Below are 18,903 nucleotides of genomic sequence, written 5' to 3' on the forward strand. Positions count from 1 at the left end.
CTCAAAGGTCAGCGGCAGCGAGTCGATCCAGCCGCCGGCGTTGTCTCTGATCTTCTGGACGGCGTTGATTTCATAGGTGCCAAGTTTCCAGCCCGTTACGGCGGTGCTCCAAGTGCCGTTGCGCTGTACTTGTGCGTTGGGAGGCGCGACCGGTATTGGGCCGGCTGGACTTTCGAGGATAGTGAACTCGATTTCGGTTCTGAGCTTCTCGTCGAAATGTCCGGTGCCGGAAAATGTGATCGTTTCATTGGCTTGCGTGTATGTGACCGTGGGCTTGCCCGTGCGTACCCGTATGCCGAAGGGTTGGCTGGTCAGCGATGTCACTCTCAAATAGGTATGCGTGCCGACAATTGAATGCGGACCAGGTGTCAGCGTGAAAGATGCAGACCATGCGCCTGTGGCGGCATCGGTTGGGGTGCTGATTTGAGCTTGGGTGTTTTCCGAACGCACGGCAACAGCACTGGAGATCCCGGCGACGACAGTGCCTGTGAACGTCGATGTCATGTCCACCGTCTGCGTCAATCCAGGAGACGTTATTCGGGGGGGGTCAATGACATAAAAATTTCGTTGGACTGACGGCACAGATGTTGCGCCGTCGTATCTTTGACTGGCGACGAGAGAATAATTTTCGCCGAACGCAAACGTATAAGTGCTGGTACCACCCCATGACCCATCAATTTCGATCTTTGCGTCGGCCAATACTTTGATCGATGTGCCTTTGATGTAAACATCCACTCTCGTCATCGCTTGGTGCAGACCGCCTGTACCCGCAAATTGCGGCGTTTGTGTATTTATAACCTGCGGCAACGGCGTGAGCGTTACAGGCTTGAGTACGGTCAGTGACGCTTTCCCCGCGTAGCGCCCCTGCGTACTTCCATACTCCTCACGGATGATGAAATCCTGTAAACCCTGGGGGACATTATCAAGGAGGGTGACAGTCCAATTTCCGTAGCCATTGGTAATGGTCGTTGTGCTCAGTACAGAGCCTGAATTGGGACGCACAAGCGTGATTTTGCTGCCTTTACCGGCGAGGCCTGGAACCGTTGTAGTCACAGTACGATTGCTAGCGATGCGAGCAGCCTTTCTGACCAGCAAAGTCCGCGGTGTCCACCTTGACCATTGATCAACGTAATGCCATCTTCCATCAACTCTGACTTGCAGGTCACTCTCGGGAAGGTCTTCGACTCGAATACTGTGCCAGACGCCCCCCAACCATGCACTTTCAGTGATACGCCGGTAGTAATTATCGGCTCCGTGAAAATCCAGATGAACTTTGTGATAGCGGCCATCGTTTACCGGTATACGAAACTTGAAGTCCATCGTGGTATCTACTAACAGTGACCCGGAGCCGGCCTCATACTCCAAATCCGCGACCAAGATTCCCGGCTCTTCGGAAATCGGATCATCGGATTTTTGGGAAGGGCGATGGTCCTCAGGAAACGGGCGATCTTCTGGAGAATTGGAGCCTGGGTTCTCATGGTCGGACATGATTGAGCTTCCTTATACCGTCGGTATCTGGGTGCCTCATTGAAGAACCGTAAGCACGAAATGACACCTGTAAAACCTGACAGTCCCGACCAGCGGTAACTATTCCCACGCTGCAACATGCAGACGTCCTTCAGCCATTAGCACGCGGCTACATCAGCTTGCGCCGTTGCCTACACATCACTCAGAATCCGCCGGCTTGTGCGCTTTGAAGCTGCCCCGTAACGTGATCCGTGCCGCTGCCAAACAGTGGTCGGGTTTAGTCGCCCGGGGGTTTGTCATCAAGGTGTATAAGCGTCATCCAGTCGGGTAATCCCTATCCCCGCACTCGATGGTGGCTGTACGCAGGGCGCTTCGGCGCGCCGGTTTTTGGTGATACCCCCGGTCGACTAACCTGCGTCCAGCCGCCACCCTTTCGTTTAGTCGCGAGGGGTGAAGGCCCCAACCAAGGGTTATCACCATGATCAAACCAACACCCAATCCCCCTGAAACCGAAGACTCGACCTCCCCCTACGCTTCCCCCGATTCCACCAGACTCCACGAGGCCGCTGAAAAAGCCCTCGATCACTACCTGAAAAAACCCGGCGCTGCGCCGTCGTGCAATTCCGTCGATCGCGGCATGCAGATGTTCATGGTCGCGCCCGACATCAACCCCGAAGCGATGGCCATTCAGACCTACGAGACCTTTTCTTCGGTCAGCATTCTGCTGCTCGACCTGGCGGACAGCCTCGAGGACAAGCCGCGACATCTGGCGATGGCGATCTATCAGTTGAGCGAGATGGGGTTATTGCTGGCGGAGAAGGCGCTGGATCAGGAGCGGGCGATCGCGGTGGCGTGACGTCAAGATCAAAAGATCGCAGCCTGCGGCAGCTCCTACATCTGGAATGCGTTCCCCTGTAGGAGCTGCCGAAGGCTGCGATCTTTTGTTGTTCAGGCAGAAGCGGGCAACGGCTGAAAACTGAAGTACTGCTTCAGCGCCAGCACCAGCTCGCCGAACTCCGCCGGCGCACGCCGCAGGATGAAACCAGCGTCGTAATGCAGCGGTGTGGCGTCTTCATGGCACCACACGCAGCAGGCGCTGAAATCGATGACTTGCTGGCTGCCATCGCGGGCCGGGACTTTGAGGCGTAACTGGAAATCTGCGCCGATCATCATCGGCAACTGGCTGATCAGCATCAGCCCGTCCGCAGACACGTTGCCGAGAAAGCCGACGGGTTTGTCGGTGATGCTATTGAACACTCTGAGGTAATACGGCAACTGGTGCCGTTCGATCCGGCGGTCGGTAAACATGATGTGCTGTACGCCATGCAGGGCTCCGCCAGGGAGCCGCACCTGTGCTTCGGAACGAGCCTGTAGGCAGGCCCGCTCTCCCCGCTTCCGGTGTGACGGTCGCGACAATCGCCGTCACTTTTACCACTGCCAGTCGCAGGTGTTGCGCCGCCATCGAGACAAGCCTCGCAAGCGGTTTCCTTGACTATAGCGGAGCTTGTACAGACGGCCAGATTTTGTACGACAGTACCGTCAGAAGCGTGTCGGCCGCACCACCGCAGCGGCGCTGCGTGTCGGGTAATGGCCCAGGCTCTGCAAGGTTTCCAGACGCGCGCGGGCGCGGTAGGCGTATTCGCTGTTGGGGTACGAAGCGATGATGAACTGGTAGGTCTGCACCGCGTCGATGTACAGCTTCTGCCGTTCCAGGCACTGGCCGCGCATCATCGACACTTCCGGCCACACGTACGGGCGGGCGCGGCTGGCGCGTTCGACCTTGGACAGTTCAAGCATGACCTGCTCGCAATTGCCACGTTCATAGGCGCTGTAGGCATTGTTCAAATGATGGTTCATCGACCAACGGGTGCAGCCCGTCGCGGCGAGGACGCTGAGGGCAAGGGCGGCAATGGGCAACAATCGCATGGGGGGTTCTCCTGTCTTGTGCTCTGTATCGACCCCTGGTCGAAAATCTTCAGGCGCGTTTGTCCCGAAGTTGCCACGTTCAATAAAGAAAACGATAAGTAGTGCATTCGAACAATGACTACACCCTTCGAGCATAGTAGCCTCTGCCTGCGCTTGAACTCAGGAGTCTTTGCATGTCCGTCCGTCGTACCAAAATCGTCGCTACCCTTGGCCCGGCCAGTAACTCGCCGGAAGTTCTCGAACAGCTGATTCTGGCTGGTCTGGACGTTGCCCGTCTGAACTTCTCCCACGGCACCCCCGACGAGCACAAGGCTCGCGCGAAACTGGTGCGTGACCTCGCTGCCAAGCACGGCCGCTTCGTCGCCCTGCTCGGCGATCTGCAAGGCCCGAAAATCCGTATCGCCAAATTCGCCAACAAGAAGATCGAGCTGAAGATCGGTGACAAGTTCACCTTCTCCACCAGCCATCCGTTGACCGAAGGCAACCAGCAAGTGGTCGGCATCGACTACCCGGATCTGGTCAAGGACTGCGGCGTGGGCGACGAGCTGCTGCTCGACGACGGCCGCGTGGTGATGCGCGTTGAAACCGCCACTGCCACCGAGCTGCATTGCGTGGTGACCATCGGCGGCCCGCTGTCCGACCACAAAGGCATCAACCGTCGCGGTGGTGGTCTGACCGCGCCGGCCCTGACTGAAAAAGACAAGGCCGACATCAAGCTCGCCGCCGAAATGGAAGTCGACTACCTCGCGGTGTCCTTCCCGCGTGACGCCGCCGACATGGAATACGCCCGTCAACTGCGTGACGAGGCCGGCGGCACTGCTTGGCTGGTGGCGAAGATCGAACGCGCCGAAGCCGTGGCCGACGACGAAACCCTCGATGGCCTGATCAAGGCTTCCGACGCAGTGATGGTTGCCCGTGGCGACCTCGGTGTGGAAATCGGCGATGCCGAGCTGGTGGGCATTCAGAAGAAAATCATTCTGCACGCACGCCGCCACAACAAAGCGGTGATCGTCGCGACGCAGATGATGGAGTCGATGATCCAGAACCCGATGCCGACCCGCGCTGAAGTGTCCGACGTGGCCAACGCCGTGCTCGACTATACCGACGCTGTGATGCTCTCGGCAGAATCCGCCGCTGGTCTCTACCCGCTGGAAGCCGTGCAGGCGATGGCGCGCATCTGCGTCGGCGCCGAGAAGCACCCGACCGGCAAGACTTCCAGCCACCGCATCGGCAAGGAATTCAGCCGCTGCGACGAAAGCATCGCGCTGGCGACCATGTACACCGCCAACCACTTCCCGGGCGTCAAAGCGATCATTGCGTTGACTGAAAGCGGCTTCACCCCGCTGATCATGTCGCGGATCCGCTCCTCGGTGCCGATCTACGCGTTCACCCCGCACCGCGAAGCCCAGGCCCGCGCGGCGATGTTCCGTGGCGTCTACACCATCCCGTTCGACCCGGCCTCGCTGGAGCCGCACGAAGTCAGCCAGAAAGCCATCGACGAACTGACCAAGCGCGGCGTTGTGGAAAAAGGCGACTGGGTCATCCTGACCAAGGGCGACAGCTACCACACCACTGGCGGCACCAACGGCATGAAGATCCTGCATGTCGGTGATCCGCAGGTCTGAGTGACCGGCCGCTGAAACGCAAAAGCCCCGCCATGTGAATGGCGGGGCTTTTTGTTGTCTGCATGTCGCTGAAAACCAGTTTTCACAGAACGTCAACTGTCAGTTCTGTCAGTTGTTGCAAGAGCCATTCTTGACTAGCGTGCTACTTCACCACCCAATCACTCAAGACTGGGCACGAGTCGTGATCAAGGAGGATTGAAGATGGACGTTGCGGCAAACATCTCGCCAGGTCAATTCGACCCAACGTTTGGCAATCAGGGCGTTGCCACTCCGAAAAAACCTCCCGATTTTTCCGGAAACCTTGTCCTGCGGGGGGTGATGGTCGACAAATCAGGGCGCACCTATATCGCGGGAAGCGTAGGCCAATCGAACGGTGATGCCTACTACTTGATCAGACTGGATAGCAATGGCGTACACGACACTCAATTTGGCCAGAGTGGCTACGTAACCGGTCAATTTGAGGACGGAGAAGGATCGCATTCCTTCGCTAACGAAATAGTGGAACAGGCCGACGGCAAACTGCTGCTCATCGGCAGTTTCTTTCAGGCTAACCTCAAGCGTGCCATAGGAGTCGTGCGTCTCGACGTCGCTGGCAACCTTGATCCGGCATTCAACGAAACCGGCAAAGTCGCTGTTTACCTCACGGATGACGACACGGCACATCAGAAGCACCAGCAACTACCCAACGCAGCGAACTCAAAAACCGCTAGCCAGCGGTCGACCGTTCTGCCTGACGGCAAGATCGTATTGCATACCACCGTAGATCGGGATGGAAACAAAGTGGCGACAGCCGTCATTCGACTCTTGCCTGACGGCACACGGGATATTGAATTTAACGAGGGAGAAATCGCCTATGTTCTCCACCCGAATTTCACTCACACGGAGCTATACGATCTATTGGCAAAACAGGATGGGACCTACGTGCTCGCGGGCTGTGTACGTGGCAATGATCCTTACCGGGCAGTACTCAACCGCTTGACTGCAACCGGGAAAATTGATGACTCGTTCGCCGTTGATGGCTTTGAAGTGATGGATCCGATAGAGAACTCGCTGAGCGTCAATGTCTTGAAAGTTATCGGGCAGACGAATAAGCGGCTGTTATCCGTTGGGTATACCGAGCCTGCACACCATGGCGTATTGATCAGCCGGGAATCCGACGGCAAACCCAACATCCAGTTCAACGCAGGCAAACCACTTCTGAGCAGACTGCAAGGCATTGACACCTTATGGCTTGACGCGTCCATCCAGAGCAGCGGACACATACTTGTTGCCGGGCTGAGTCAAGTGTCCTCTGGTTTTAACCATGTTATTGCCAGATTCACCGATGACGGCAAATTGGACACGGATTTTGCGGATGGCAAAGGCTGGCGAGTGTTCGACCTGGAGAAGGGGATCTGGACCGGGGTTGCAATCGGTGAAGGTAAAATGACGTTCCTCGGCCAAAGGCAAGTCGACGGGCAACGGGTTCAATGCGTCGGCCGTGGATTGATCGAGTGACCTGGCGACGAGTTTACCGGCTGCCCCTGATTGAGAGTTTTATGGTCTGGTCAACCCCTTTCGCGAGCAGGCTCGCTCCCAACTTTGAAATGCGTTCCCCCGTGGGAGCGAGCCTGCTCGCGAAGGCGTCTTGACCGTCACCGAAAAAACCTGCTCAACGCCGCCACCGCCTCCGGCGAACGCAGGCGCTGGGTGAACAACGCACCCTCCTCCTCGATCACCTTGCGCAGCAGATCCCGATCCGGCGCTCGCATCAGTTGCTTGCTGATGTGCACGGCTTCGGCCGGCAGCTCATCAAACCGCAGCGCCACTTCTCGCGCCTTGCTCAACGCCGCTTCACCGCTGTCCAGCGCTTCGGTGGCGATCCCCCACTGCGCAGCCTGTTCGCCGCTAAAGCCTTCACCGAGCAATAACAATTCAGCCGCTTTCGCTTGCCCGAGCAAACGCGGCAGGATCAGGCTGGAACCGAATTCGGGACACAATCCGAGGTTGACGAACGGCATGCGCAGCCGGGCGTCGCGGCTGACATAGACCAGATCGCAATGCAGCAGCAGGGTCGTGCCGATACCCACCGCGGCACCGGAGACGGCGGCGATCACTGGTTTGCGGCATTCGAGCAGATTGAGCATGAAGTGAAACACCGGGCTGTCGAGGTCGCTCGGCGGTTGTTCGAGGAAGTCGGCAATGTCGTTACCGGCCGTGAAGCACTCGGCGCTGCCGCTGATCAGCACGGCGTTGATTTCGGGGTCGCTGTCGGCCTGTTTCAGTGCTTCGGCGAGGCGGCTGTACATGGCGCGGGTCAGGGCGTTTTTCTTGCCCGGGCGGTTGAGGCGCAGGGTCAGCAAACCGCGTTCGCGTTCCAGCAGGATGGCTTCGGTCATGGCGTGTCTCGCGTCTGAAAATCAGCGCTCAACCACGGCTCACAAACACGTCGGCCAGCAGTTGATTGCGCGGCAATCCGGCCAGGTACAGACGCTTGGCGAAAGCGTCGACACTGGCCGTCGAGCCGCAGACTAAGGCCAGGGTCTGCCGGGAAACAAGGCGCAGTTGCGCCAAAGCGGCGGCCGACTCGGCCGCGGTCCACAGCTCGACACTGAGGTTTTCCCGCTGCGCAGCCAGTGCGGCAAGGGGTTTGGCCAGATAGTGCTCACGTTCGTCATGGGCCAGGTGAATGACGCGGATGGCGCCTTGGTGATCCTGACGCAAGGCTTCGCGCAGCACACCGAACAACGGACCTAAACCGCTACCGGCGGCCAGCAGCCACAGCGGGCGCGCATGCCAGTCCGGGTCATAGTGCAAAGCACCACCGCGCAACTCGCCGAGGCGGATCGAGTCGCCGATCTGCAGCTTGCGGGCGGCATCGATGAATTCGCCGGGCTGGCGGCAATCGAGGTGAAACTCGAGGAAGCGGTCTTCTTGCGGCAGGCTCGCCAGCGAGTACGGGCGGGCGATGTGGCCGATCCACAGCACCAGATGCTGGCCGGCGCTGTAGCGCAATGGCCGCTGCGTTGTCAGGCGCAGGCGCAGAACGCTGTCACTGAGCCAGTCCAGCGCTTCGACCAAGGCCGGCAGACCGTCAGTAATCGGGTCGAAGGTATGCACCTGCAAGTCTTCGACCACTTGGCATTGGCAGGCCAGGCGCCAACCGTCCTGACGTTGCTCGGCACTCAAGGCATCCGGGCGGTTGTCGCTGGGCACACCTCGGATGCATTGCACCAGACAGGCATGGCAACTGCCGGCGCGACAGCTGTAGGGCACGGCAACGCCGTTCTGATTGAGACTGTCGAGCAGATTGCTGCCCGGCTCAACCGTCCACTGCCGGTCACCGACACGCAATTCAGGCATCGATGTTCTCCCACGCCGCTGCACAACGATTGCGCCCGTCACGCTTGGCCCGGTACAGCGCCTGATCGGCACGCTGCAACGCCTCATCCAGATCATCGCCAACCGCCAGCAGGGTCATGCCCGCCGACAGGCTCAGGTTGCGCACTTGCAGGCCCATCAATTCCACCTCGCTGAAGGCGATGCGCAAACGCTCGCAACACGCGGTCAGGCGTTCGGCATCGCAGTCGGGCACTAGCACCACGAATTCTTCGCCACCATAACGCGCCAGCACGTCACCGTCGCGCAGGCAGGCTTGCGCCACACCGGCAAACGCCTGCAGTACCTGATCGCCGGCGGCGTGGCCGTGCAGGTCGTTGATGCGTTTGAAGTGGTCCAGATCGATCAGCGCCAGCCCGTGCATTACGTCGCTGTCCAACGCGTTGAGCTCACGCGAGGCGATGCGCAGGAAATGCCGGCGATTGAACAGCCCGGTCAGTTCGTCGGTGGCCACCAGGTCTTCAAGCTGGCGCATCATCCCACGCAGGGTGTCCTGATGCGCCTGCAAGGCAAACCGGCGCTGACGCTGACGTTGCCGCGAGACCTGGACAAAGCGTGCGTAAAGCACCAGCCACGCCAAAACCATCGCCAGAATGCACACTTGCAACGCCGCGAGCGCAGGCTCCGCCAGACGGAAATGGTAAGCGTCCCACAGGGTAATCGCGGAGAAACTGAAGAACACCAGCAGCGCGCAGCGGATGAACACCCGTCGGGTGAGATGGAACAGGCCGAACAGCAGGATCAGCACATAAAACACCAGAAACGCGCCGCGTGCCTCGTCGACATGGGCGATCAGCCACGTCTGCCAGCCCAGCCCCATCAGCACTTGCGCTTCGGTCAGGCTGGGGTCGGCGAAGCGCTGGTTGCGCCCGCTCCAGAACATGGCGAAAAGGCTCGCCTGACTGATGACCACCAGAGCGCTGCCGATGGCCACTCCACTGAGCGATTGCTGATAATGCCCAGTGAAAAATGCCAGCCACAGCAGCAGCAAAGCCAATCCGTAGGTGGCCGCAGCGAGGGCGAAGCGTTTGAGCAAAAGGCGTTGAATGGCGTTATGGGTCAATCGTTGACTCACCGTGCGATAGGAGGCTGACCGAGTGTCCTACTCTACAGACCGGATGCCACTTTAGAGGGCCGGTCGCTAAATGACCACCGATTTTCGGGCTCGAAAATTGACGTCAAATGCATGACCTGATTGAGCTGCATTGATGCCCGCACCAGGTCCCTGTGGTGAGGGGATTTATCTTCGATGGGCTGCGAAGTGGCCCCTTGCAACCGGTCAATCACTCTGAGCTCACAGGTTTTACGACTGCTGCGCAGCCGAGCGGGGATAAATCCCCTCGCCACAGGGTCATCCGACCAAAAGCCAATGTGCCCCCACCACCGAGGCGCGGTATACTGCCGCGCCTTTTTAGCGTCGCGCCACAAAGGGACAGCCATAAGCCGCAAGCCTCAAGCGGCAAGCTCAAGCTGTCCGCGTAATGCTTTAACTTGCCGCTCGAAGCTAGAAGCCTGTAGCTTCCCCACCGTTTTCAGAGGAGCGCGACTCATGACCGTGATCAAGCAAGATGACCTGATTCAGAGCGTTGCCGACGCCCTGCAGTTCATTTCCTATTACCACCCCGTGGATTTCATCCAGGCGATGCACGAAGCCTACCTGCGCGAAGAATCGCCAGCGGCCCGTGATTCGATGGCGCAGATCCTGATCAACTCGCGCATGTGCGCCACCGGCCATCGCCCGATCTGCCAGGACACCGGTATCGTCACCGTGTTCGTCCGTGTCGGCATGGACGTGCGCTGGGATGGCGCCACCATGGGCCTGGACGACATGATCAACGAAGGCGTGCGTCGCGCTTACAACCTGCCGGAAAACGTCCTGCGGGCCTCGATCCTTGCCGACCCGGCAGGCGCTCGCAAGAACACCAAGGACAACACCCCGGCCGTAATTCACTACTCCATCGTCCCGGGTAACACCGTGGAAGTGGACGTGGCGGCCAAGGGCGGCGGTTCCGAGAACAAGTCGAAAATGGCCATGCTCAACCCGTCCGACTCGATCGTCGACTGGGTATTGAAGACCGTGCCGACCATGGGCGCCGGCTGGTGCCCACCGGGCATGCTGGGTATCGGCATCGGCGGCACCGCCGAGAAGGCCGCAGTGATGGCCAAGGAAGTGTTGATGGAATCCATCGACATCCACGAGCTGAAGGCCCGTGGTCCGCAGAACCGCATCGAAGAAATGCGTCTGGAACTGTTCGAAAAGGTCAACCAGTTGGGCATCGGCGCCCAGGGCCTCGGTGGCCTGACCACCGTGCTCGACGTGAAAATCATGGACTACCCGACCCACGCTGCCTCGCTGCCGGTGTGCATGATCCCCAACTGCGCCGCCACCCGTCACGCACACTTCGTGCTCGACGGTTCCGGCCCGGCCTCGCTGGAAGCACCACCGCTGGACGCCTACCCGGAAATCGTCTGGGAAGCCGGCCCATCGGCCCGTCGCGTCAACCTCGACACCCTGACCCCGGAAGAGGTGCAGAGCTGGAAGCCGGGCGAAACCGTGCTGCTCAACGGCAAGATGCTCACCGGTCGCGACGCCGCGCACAAGCGCATGGTCGAGATGCTCAACAAGGGTGAAACTCTGCCGGTCGACCTCAAGGGTCGTTTCATCTATTACGTCGGCCCGGTTGATCCGGTCGGTGACGAAGTGGTTGGCCCGGCCGGCCCGACCACCGCAACGCGGATGGACAAGTTCACCCGCCAGATCCTCGAGCAGACCGGCCTGCTGGGCATGATCGGCAAATCCGAGCGCGGCCCGACCGCGATCGAAGCGATCAAGGACAACAAGGCCGTGTACCTGATGGCTGTCGGCGGCGCCGCTTACCTGGTTGCGCAAGCGATCAAGAAGTCCAAGGTGCTGGCATTTGCCGAGCTGGGCATGGAAGCGATCTACGAGTTCGAGGTCAAGGACATGCCGGTCACCGTAGCGGTGGACAGCAAAGGTGAGTCGGTACACATCACTGGCCCGGCGATCTGGCAGCAGAAGATCAGCGAGAGCCTGGCGGTAGAAGTGCAGTAAGCTTCTGGTGTCATGAAAACGGCCGGTGCATCCGCGAAGATGCCCCGGCCGTTTTTGTGTGTTCAAACCAATTGCGATAAAAGAATCGCCCAAGCACAGAAAACGATCTTGCGCACCTGTCAGATCTGACAGGTCCATTAGCGGCCCACTCCTGTTAGCGTCTATCCATACGCCCTATGTAGCGCGAATGGATTCGACCATGGCCGATCAAGACCTCAGCATCACAGCTCCTTCCATCGCCAAAAGCTCATCGATCGCCACTATCGGCAAAAGCTGGAGCGCCGTAGGGCCGACCGCCTCGGCTGGATGCGAATTGCTGATCCCGCTATCGAGCGGTCGTGGCTACGGTCCGCAAATACCCTTGGCAATCAACAGCCAGAGCGGTAACGGTTCGTTTGGCCTTGGTTGCCACCTGGGCCTGAGCCAGATCAGCCGCCGCACCAATAAAGGTGTTCCACGTTATACCGAGCACGATGAAATCATCGGGCATGACGGCGAGGTGTGGATGCCTGAGCTCGATGATGCCGGAAACCTGAAGTCGCGCACGGAACACAGCTACAGAGACCGCCCCATTGCCGAACACAACGTCGTGACTTACCGGGCGCGGATCGAAAGTGATTTTTCCCTGCGCGAATGCTGGCATCCGGCTGACGGTGGAGCCCCCTTCTGGCTGATCCACGGCGCCGACGGTACGTTGCATGTCTACGGCAAAACCAGCGCCTCCCGCCGTGCCGACCCCGACGATCCATCACGCATCAGCAGCTGGCTTTTGTGTGAAAGCATGAACGCCCATGGCGAACACATCTGCTACGAGTACAAGGCCGACGATCAGCCTGACGAGCAAGACCCCATTCACGACTACCGCGCCCAGCGCTATCTGCGACGGGTGTGTTACGGCAATGCCACGGCGAGCGATCACCTTTACAGCTGGGACACTGACCGACCGACGGATCTGCCATGGCATTTTCAACTGGTGTTCGATTACGGCGAACGCAGCAATTCGCTGACGGAGATTCCGAGCTACGAGGAAGTGAACCGCTGGCGGCTGCGGCCTGATCCGTTTTCCACCTATGGCCAGGGTTTTGAGCTGAGCACCCGCAGGCTCTGCCAGCAAGTGTTGATGTTTCATCACTTCCCCGGGGGCCTGGCGACAGAGGCAAAACTTGCACGTCGCCTGCTGCTGGAATATCGACCGATCCAGAACACTGCGCAGTGGGCCTACAGCCAGATCAGCGCGGCGCACTATCAGGCCTTCGATGCGCAAGGCAATGTCGAGCACTCACCGCCGCTAGAGTTCGAATACTCGCCCTTCGAGATCAACAAGGCACCTGCACGCCTGTTGGAAAACGAGACTCAACCGGGCATCGAAGAGGGCGGGTTCTATCAATGCGTCGATCTGTATGGCGAGGGCGTGCCGGGCTTTCTCTGCCGCTACGACAACGCCTGGTATTACCGAGAACCGCTACGCGCGGCGCCTGGTACCGAACTGATCGGTTACGGCCCATGGGTTTTGCTGGACAGGATCCCGGTGGCAGATCGCAACCGCGCCGTGGCGCAACTGCTTGATCTGACCGGCGACGGCCGTCTGGACCTGATCATCGCCCGGTTGGGTTACTGCGGGTTTCATGCGCTGAATGCGCAGCGGCAATTCGAACTGTTCAGCGCGTTCGACACGTTTCCCCGGGAACACCAGGATCTGACTTTGACCATGGGGGATTTCAGCGGGGACGGGCTGATGTCAGCGGCCAGCATCAGCCCCGACCGCGTGCGCCTCTATGCCAGCCTGCGCGAAAAAGGCTTCGCCGCCGCACAGGAAATACCCCATGAATACGCAGACGACCGTCTGCCGGTGTTCAGCAACTCGCGGACCGAACTGGTGCTTCTGGGCAACCTGCTCGGCAGCGACATGCCCGAGCTGTGCCGCATCCGCCATGACGAGGTCCGTTGCTGGCCGAATCTTGGTCATGGCAAATTCGGTCAAGGTCGCAAGATCAGCGCCCTGCCCTTCACCCATGAAGAATTCGACGCCTCGCGAGTACGTCTGGCCGATCTCGATGGCTCCGGCGCGCCCGCGCTGATCTATCTCAAATCCGAAGGGTTCGACATCTACCTGAACCGGGGCGGCAATGGCCTGGAGCAGATTCCCGTCAGCGTGCCGTGGCCTGAAGACGTGCGCTATGACCGTTTGTGCCAGGTCAGTTTCGCCGACCTGCAAGGCCTCGGTTGCGCCAGCCTGATTCTGACGGTGCCGCATATCCAGCCGCGGCATTGGCGCTACGATTTTGTTGCAGCCAAGCCCTACCTGCTGGTCACCAGTAACAACAACATGGGCTGTTCCAGCAGCGTGACTTATCGCAGCTCGGCTCAGGAATGGCTGGATGAAAAGGAGCGGCTGCTGGCGCTTGAGCGTGCACCGGTATGTCACCTGCCATTTCCGCTGGCCGTGGTGAAAAAACAGGAGCAGCACGACGAGATCACCGGCAACCGGTTGACCCAGTCGTTCACTTGGCGCGAAGGGTTCTACGACGGCAGGGAGAGGGAATTTCGCGGGTTCGGCTACTTGCAGCAACTTGACTGCGAGGTTGGAACCGATCCTTCAGAGCCTGGCTTCAGCGAGCCGGTGCAAACATGCACCTGGTTTCACAACGGTCAGGAAATCAATCGCTCCCGCGACGATTATTTCAGCGCGGATGTGGACGCCTGCCCGTTGGGCGAAACCCTGTTCAGTCGTTACCACCCCAAAGGTGAAATCGATGAGCCCGTCACCCCGGAGGGCTCCGACAGTCGCTATCGGATTGCGCAGGCACTGGTTGGCTCGGTCGCTCGAACAGAAATTTTCCCCTACCGCGCCGATGCGCAGGCACCCGATGCAGCCGCGCTGTACTCGGTAGAAGAGAAGCGCTATCTGGTTCGCGAGGTGCGGCCACAGGGGCTATATGCCGCAGCCGTTCTGCTGCCCCTTCAGGTCGAAGCCATCAGTTATCAGTACGACGGCTTTATCAACGACCCGCTGTGCCGCCACGAGGTCACCCTGCGGTGGAACGCTTATGGCGCCGCGACCCACGCACTTACGGTGAGCTATGCGCGCAGGTTGACCGCCCAGAGCCCGCCCCCCTTCACCGAAGACCATCTGAATCAATGGTGGTCCGACGCTCACGACGAGGCGCAACAATACTTTTACATCAGTGAAACCCGTGCACGTCTGATCAATCTGCCAGAGCCACAGCAATGGCGATTGGGCTTGCCGTATCTGGAACGGGGCGATGCGCTGAAATTGGCCAAAGGTACGCTCCCCGGCGAGTTGAACCCGGCACGGGTGTCTTTCGAATCACTGAGAGAGCTGCAGGATACGCAAGAATGGGCCATGGAAAGGGTACTGACTTCGCAATCCATACAGCGTTATGTGGACGTAGAGGGTATTGAACTGGATGACGGCGTCGCCGGATTCGAAGCGCTGTCGCACTCTCTGGAGCTTGCCCTGCTGGATAAAACCGCGCTGGACGCTTACAGCATTGTGCCGGACCTGAATATCCGCGAGGCCCTCGCGGCAATTGGTTACTCACCCATGGCGCTGCTGTTCGAAGCACCGCCCAGCGAGGAACCAAACCTCTGGTCGTCGCGGTTCAATCTGGCCCGGTACGGCGACTTGCAGGCGTTCTACAACGTGTTCGATTTCAATGAAACGCCAAGCCATGGCGTGACCAAAGCCGAATACGATCAACACCATCTGACAGTCATGCGCATGGAGTTGCCCGACGGTTGTGCCGTCCAGGTCGCGGAGTTCGATTATCACGCCCTGAAACCCAAGCGAATCACCGACGCCAATGACAACACTGAAGAAGTCATCTACGAGCCTTCCGGTCAGCCGCTGGTCATCAGCTTTCACGGTACCGAGAACGGCAAACCTGCCGGATTCGACAAGCTGACCGATGACTGGACCTTGCCGGATCCCAGTCCGGAATACGCCATTCAGTTTCCGGAAGATACCGTAGGACACGCAGCGAGCACTCTGCACAAAAACCTTTTCAGCTGGATGGGCCTGATACCCGCCTCCACACTTCAAAGCCGCTCGATCAAGCAAGGTGACCTGTTGCCCGGCGGGCATATCCGTGCCAGCGCACGTCGCCGGCTTGCGCGAAATCCCGGCCCGACGCCTGAAGACCAGCAATTGCTCACGGCCATTGAACTGGCTTACCGAGAACCGGTTCACACCGTAGTGCTCAGCGCTGACCGCTATCCCTACGACGCCATGAAGGCGCAGATCCAGATCGTCAAAACCTGCGTCGACGGCTTTGGTCGGGTCCTGCAAACCCAGCAGAAGGTCGATCCGGGGTTGGCTTATGTGGTGGGTGAGGATGGTGAGTTGCTCATCGAAGAAGGTGAGCAACCGACGCAGACACGCTGGCGCATCAGTGAACGCGTCGAATACAACAACAAAGGTCTGCCGCAGCGCCAATACCGGCCGTTTTTCGCCAACACCCACCGCTACGTCAATGATCAATCGCTGCGCCAACTCGGGTTGTTCGATCAGCTGTTCTATGACGCAACGGGGCGTCCGATCAAGCTGATCAACGCCAAGGGCGACTTTTCCCGCGAGACTTATCATCCCTGGTATCACGCCAGTGAGGACTTCAACGACACCGCTGAAGAGCTGGTGTCTACGCGTGGGTCAGGCTCATGAGCGCCTCCATACATTGGCGCACGCCTTCGCTGAGCGTCAGCGACGGACGTGGCCTGCCAGTCCGTCAGGTCGCTTATTTGCGTACCGTGGCGGGTGACACGCCTAGCGCACTCGTGACCCGCCAGCACCACGATGTCGCCGGGCGTCTGGTCGCGCAACAGGATCCGCGCCTGCCGACAGCAAACACAACCAGCGTGTTTGCGCTGAACGATATCGCCGTGTTTACCAACAGCCGGGATAGCGGCTGGCGCCTGCTGCTGCCGGGCAGGGCCGGGGAGCCCGGACACCGTTGGGATGAGCGCGGCCACGTCTGGCAGTCGACCTTCGACGAGCAATTGCGCGTGGTGCAGCTTGAAGTCTCGGGAAACGGCGAAAATCAGCTCGATACCTTCACGTACGCCTCAGGCTCTGCCGAAGCAGACTCCAACCTGCGCGGCCGGTTGACCCAGCAGACAGATCCGTCAGGTTCGCTGGAAATCACCAGCTATGCCCTCACCGGACAGGCACTGGTGGAAAAGCGCACTTTTCACGATAACGAAGCGTTCACTAGCCATCAGGTGTTCAGTCCACTTGGCGCCGTGCTTGAACAGACCGATGCCGGCGGCCATCGCAGAGCATCGCGCTATGGTCTCGCCGGGCAACTCAGGCAAATGGAACTGCAAGTCGAGACGAAAGTCACGCAGGTCTTGCTGGATGCGCAATACAACGCCAACAATCAGATCATCTCGCAGCAGGCCGGTAACGGTGTCCTGAGTCAGTGGACGTATGACCCGGCCGACGGACGCCTGCATACGCGCACCAGCCAGAAAACCGCTCAGCCCAGATTGCAGGATCTGCAATATTTCTACGATCGCGTCGGTAACATCACTCGCATCGAGGACCACGCCTTCGAGCCCGTCTGTTTCGCCAATCAACGAGTCGACGGCCACCGTGAATTCGACTACGACTCCCTGTACCGCCTGATCCGCGCGACCGGTCATGACGACGCACTGCCCCCGGACATTCCCGGCTTGCCGCAACCGCCCGACGAGAAAAACCGCCTCAACTACACCCAGACGTATAGCTACGACGATGGCGGCAACCTGATCGAACTACGTCATCAGCGCGACGGCGCCAGCCGCACCCGGCGCATGCGCATCGATGATCAAAGCAATCGCGGGGTGCGTTGGGAAACGGGCGACGAGCCGCCGGACTTCGGTACCTGGTTCGACCCGCACGGCAATCAACGCAAGCTGCGCCACGGTCCGTCATTGCAATGGAGCAGGCGTGATGAGCTGGAGCGCGTGGATCTGGTTATCCGTCAGGACGGCGATAACGATGCCGAGTATTACCAGTACAGCGCCGGCCAGCGGGTCCTCAAATGTCATGAATGGTTCACCGACAAGGTTCGCCACTTCCACCAGGTGCGCTACCTGCCGGGGCTGGAAATTCGCAGCAAGGACAACGGCGAGGAGCTGCACATCATCAGCCTCGGTAACGCGCGCTGCCTGCATTGGGCGCAACGTGCAGTGCCGATAGACGACCAGATACGTTACACCCTCGAAGACCACCTCGGCTCTTGCGTAATGGAGCTCAATGAAGACGCTGTGGTCACCAGCGCAGAAGGCTATTACCCGTTCGGCGAAACCGCGTGGATGGCCCCGGAGTCGGAAATCGAATACCGCTTCATCCGATATTCCGGCAAGGAAATGGATGTCAGCGGTTTGTACTACTACGGCGCCCGCTACTACGCGCCGTGGTTGCAGCGTTGGGTCAGTGCGGACCCGGCGGGGGATGTGGACGGTTTGAATCTGTATGGTTTTGTCGGTAACAACCCGATTCTGTTCATCGATAACGACGGTAACAAAAAAGACTTACCGTCTGACGTCAGGCAGGACATCGCGACTTACGCAAAAGTCCTGGATAACCTGGGCAATGAGCTGCAAACGTACAATCGGCAATTGAACGGACTGTTCAGCGCTACGGACATTTCCAAACGCATGGCCATAAACACAGGCTTCAACATTGGCAAGGGAGTTGTCACCACGACAGCAGGGAAAGGCGGCGAAGCACTTGGGACGCTGATATTGCCCGGAGTCGGGACATTTATCGGAGGGATTGTCGCCTCAAAAATCTCCGGCGCGGCAATGGACAAACTCGGCGAAATTACAACTGTTTCCACTCCCGTCCTGCCCGATGCCAAAAAACTGAACCCCGAGAGCATTCACAGCAACGCCACAACAGGCATTTTAACCCCTCTGAGATACGCAAAAAAAATAGCCAGATCATATGATCCTCGGACTTCCGAGGGAGCAAACAAGCTGATCGAAACAGTGGCCGAGAAAACGCTCAGCAAGTTTGCGCAGATACCCGCTGCAAGTGACATGATGGCCATTGCTTACTCTGGAAAGGACACAGCCACAGCGCTGGCCGGTTTAAGGGATATCGAAATTGATGACCTCGAGGCAGCGTTGGGTTTGATTATCGACCTGCTTGAACAGGACCAAAGCGACATCAATGCGGCTTTCAGCGAAATCGGAGTCAACGAATTTTATGACCAAGGCCTAGTGGGCTCATTCGGTTATGCGCTGGATCTTGCAACAGGTAGCGTCGGAACCCAGAACTCCAGCTCAATCAGCCGGGATCGGATCAAGAAAGAAATTTCCTTGCGCATGGCTGAAGCCAGGCGCGGTATCGAGTTGATTGGCAGATATCGCCAATACAACAGTCAAAAGACGGCGTAAACAAGTTCGCCTGCCTTCAGGCAGTTTTAC

The 18,903-nt window shown here is 59.0% G+C and carries 11 protein-coding genes and 1 pseudogene; 6 read left to right on the top strand and 6 right to left on the bottom strand.

Annotation, left to right across the window (positions count from 1 at the left end; all coding sequences use genetic code 11):
• Positions 1–1,488, bottom strand: a pseudogene (locus OK411_RS22035) (hypothetical protein); the annotation flags it as partial.
• Between the two features lie 457 nt (positions 1,489–1,945).
• Between OK411_RS22035 and OK411_RS22040 the strand changes: the two are divergent.
• The gene (locus OK411_RS22040) at positions 1,946–2,323 is read left to right on the top strand and encodes a DUF6124 family protein (RefSeq protein ID WP_024014114.1); all 378 of its coding nucleotides are present in this window, start codon (positions 1,946–1,948) and stop codon (positions 2,321–2,323) included.
• 92 nt (positions 2,324–2,415) lie between these two features.
• On the opposite strand, the gene OK411_RS22045 is transcribed toward OK411_RS22040, so the two are convergent.
• Together OK411_RS22045 and OK411_RS22050 are read right to left on the bottom strand one after the other, a co-directional pair.
• Entirely contained in the window at positions 2,416–2,775 is a 360-nt protein-coding gene (locus OK411_RS22045; RefSeq protein ID WP_125917092.1) for a PilZ domain-containing protein, read from the bottom strand.
• 231 nt (positions 2,776–3,006) lie between these two features.
• Positions 3,007–3,393 (bottom strand): tetratricopeptide repeat protein, encoded by a 387-nt coding sequence (locus tag OK411_RS22050; RefSeq protein ID WP_016773461.1) that lies wholly within the window; start codon positions 3,391–3,393, stop codon positions 3,007–3,009.
• Positions 3,394–3,566: 173 nt separating this feature from the next.
• On the opposite strand from OK411_RS22050, the gene pyk reads away from it, so the two are divergent.
• Positions 3,567–5,018 carry a pyruvate kinase gene (pyk, locus tag OK411_RS22055; protein ID WP_024014116.1) on the top strand — a complete coding sequence of 484 codons (1,452 nt, stop codon included), beginning with the start codon at positions 3,567–3,569 and terminating at the stop codon, positions 5,016–5,018.
• Positions 5,019–5,219: 201 nt separating this feature from the next.
• Complete coding sequence (locus tag OK411_RS22060) at positions 5,220–6,515, top strand: hypothetical protein (protein WP_264365690.1); 1,296 nt, start codon at positions 5,220–5,222, stop codon at positions 6,513–6,515.
• Between the two features lie 137 nt (positions 6,516–6,652).
• Here OK411_RS22060 and OK411_RS22065 read toward each other — a convergent pair whose 3' ends face one another.
• Genes OK411_RS22065 through OK411_RS22075 form a run of 3 tightly spaced genes read right to left on the bottom strand, consistent with a single transcriptional unit; the run spans position 6,653 to position 9,459 of the window.
• Positions 6,653–7,396, bottom strand: coding sequence for an enoyl-CoA hydratase-related protein (locus tag OK411_RS22065; RefSeq protein WP_264365691.1), 744 nt, complete (start codon positions 7,394–7,396; stop codon positions 6,653–6,655).
• Positions 7,397–7,424: 28 nt separating this feature from the next.
• Positions 7,425–8,360: an iron-sulfur-binding ferredoxin reductase gene (locus OK411_RS22070; RefSeq protein WP_264365692.1), complete on the bottom strand. Its 936-nt coding sequence runs from the start codon at positions 8,358–8,360 to the stop codon at positions 7,425–7,427.
• Positions 8,353–9,459 carry a sensor domain-containing diguanylate cyclase gene (locus OK411_RS22075; protein ID WP_071173394.1) on the bottom strand — a complete coding sequence of 369 codons (1,107 nt, stop codon included), beginning with the start codon at positions 9,457–9,459 and terminating at the stop codon, positions 8,353–8,355. Before OK411_RS22075 ends, OK411_RS22070 begins: the two co-directional genes overlap by 8 nt.
• A gap of 486 nt (positions 9,460–9,945) precedes the next feature.
• On the opposite strand from OK411_RS22075, the gene OK411_RS22080 reads away from it, so the two are divergent.
• The 3 genes from OK411_RS22080 (at position 9,946) to OK411_RS22090 (ending at position 18,873) form a co-directional block, all read left to right on the top strand.
• Positions 9,946–11,469: a fumarate hydratase gene (locus OK411_RS22080; protein ID WP_024014122.1), complete on the top strand. Its 1,524-nt coding sequence runs from the start codon at positions 9,946–9,948 to the stop codon at positions 11,467–11,469.
• A gap of 199 nt (positions 11,470–11,668) precedes the next feature.
• Positions 11,669–16,150 (top strand): SpvB/TcaC N-terminal domain-containing protein, encoded by a 4,482-nt coding sequence (locus OK411_RS22085; RefSeq protein WP_264365693.1) that lies wholly within the window; start codon positions 11,669–11,671, stop codon positions 16,148–16,150.
• Positions 16,147–18,873 (top strand): RHS repeat domain-containing protein, encoded by a 2,727-nt coding sequence (locus OK411_RS22090; protein ID WP_264365694.1) that lies wholly within the window; start codon positions 16,147–16,149, stop codon positions 18,871–18,873. Before OK411_RS22085 ends, OK411_RS22090 begins: the two co-directional genes overlap by 4 nt.
• Positions 18,874–18,903: the final 30 nt, after the last annotated feature.

Origin of the sequence: Pseudomonas sp. RG1 (assembly GCF_025910115.1) — a bacterium.
GTDB classification, from domain to species: Bacteria; Pseudomonadota; Gammaproteobacteria; order Pseudomonadales; family Pseudomonadaceae; genus Aquipseudomonas; species Aquipseudomonas atacamensis.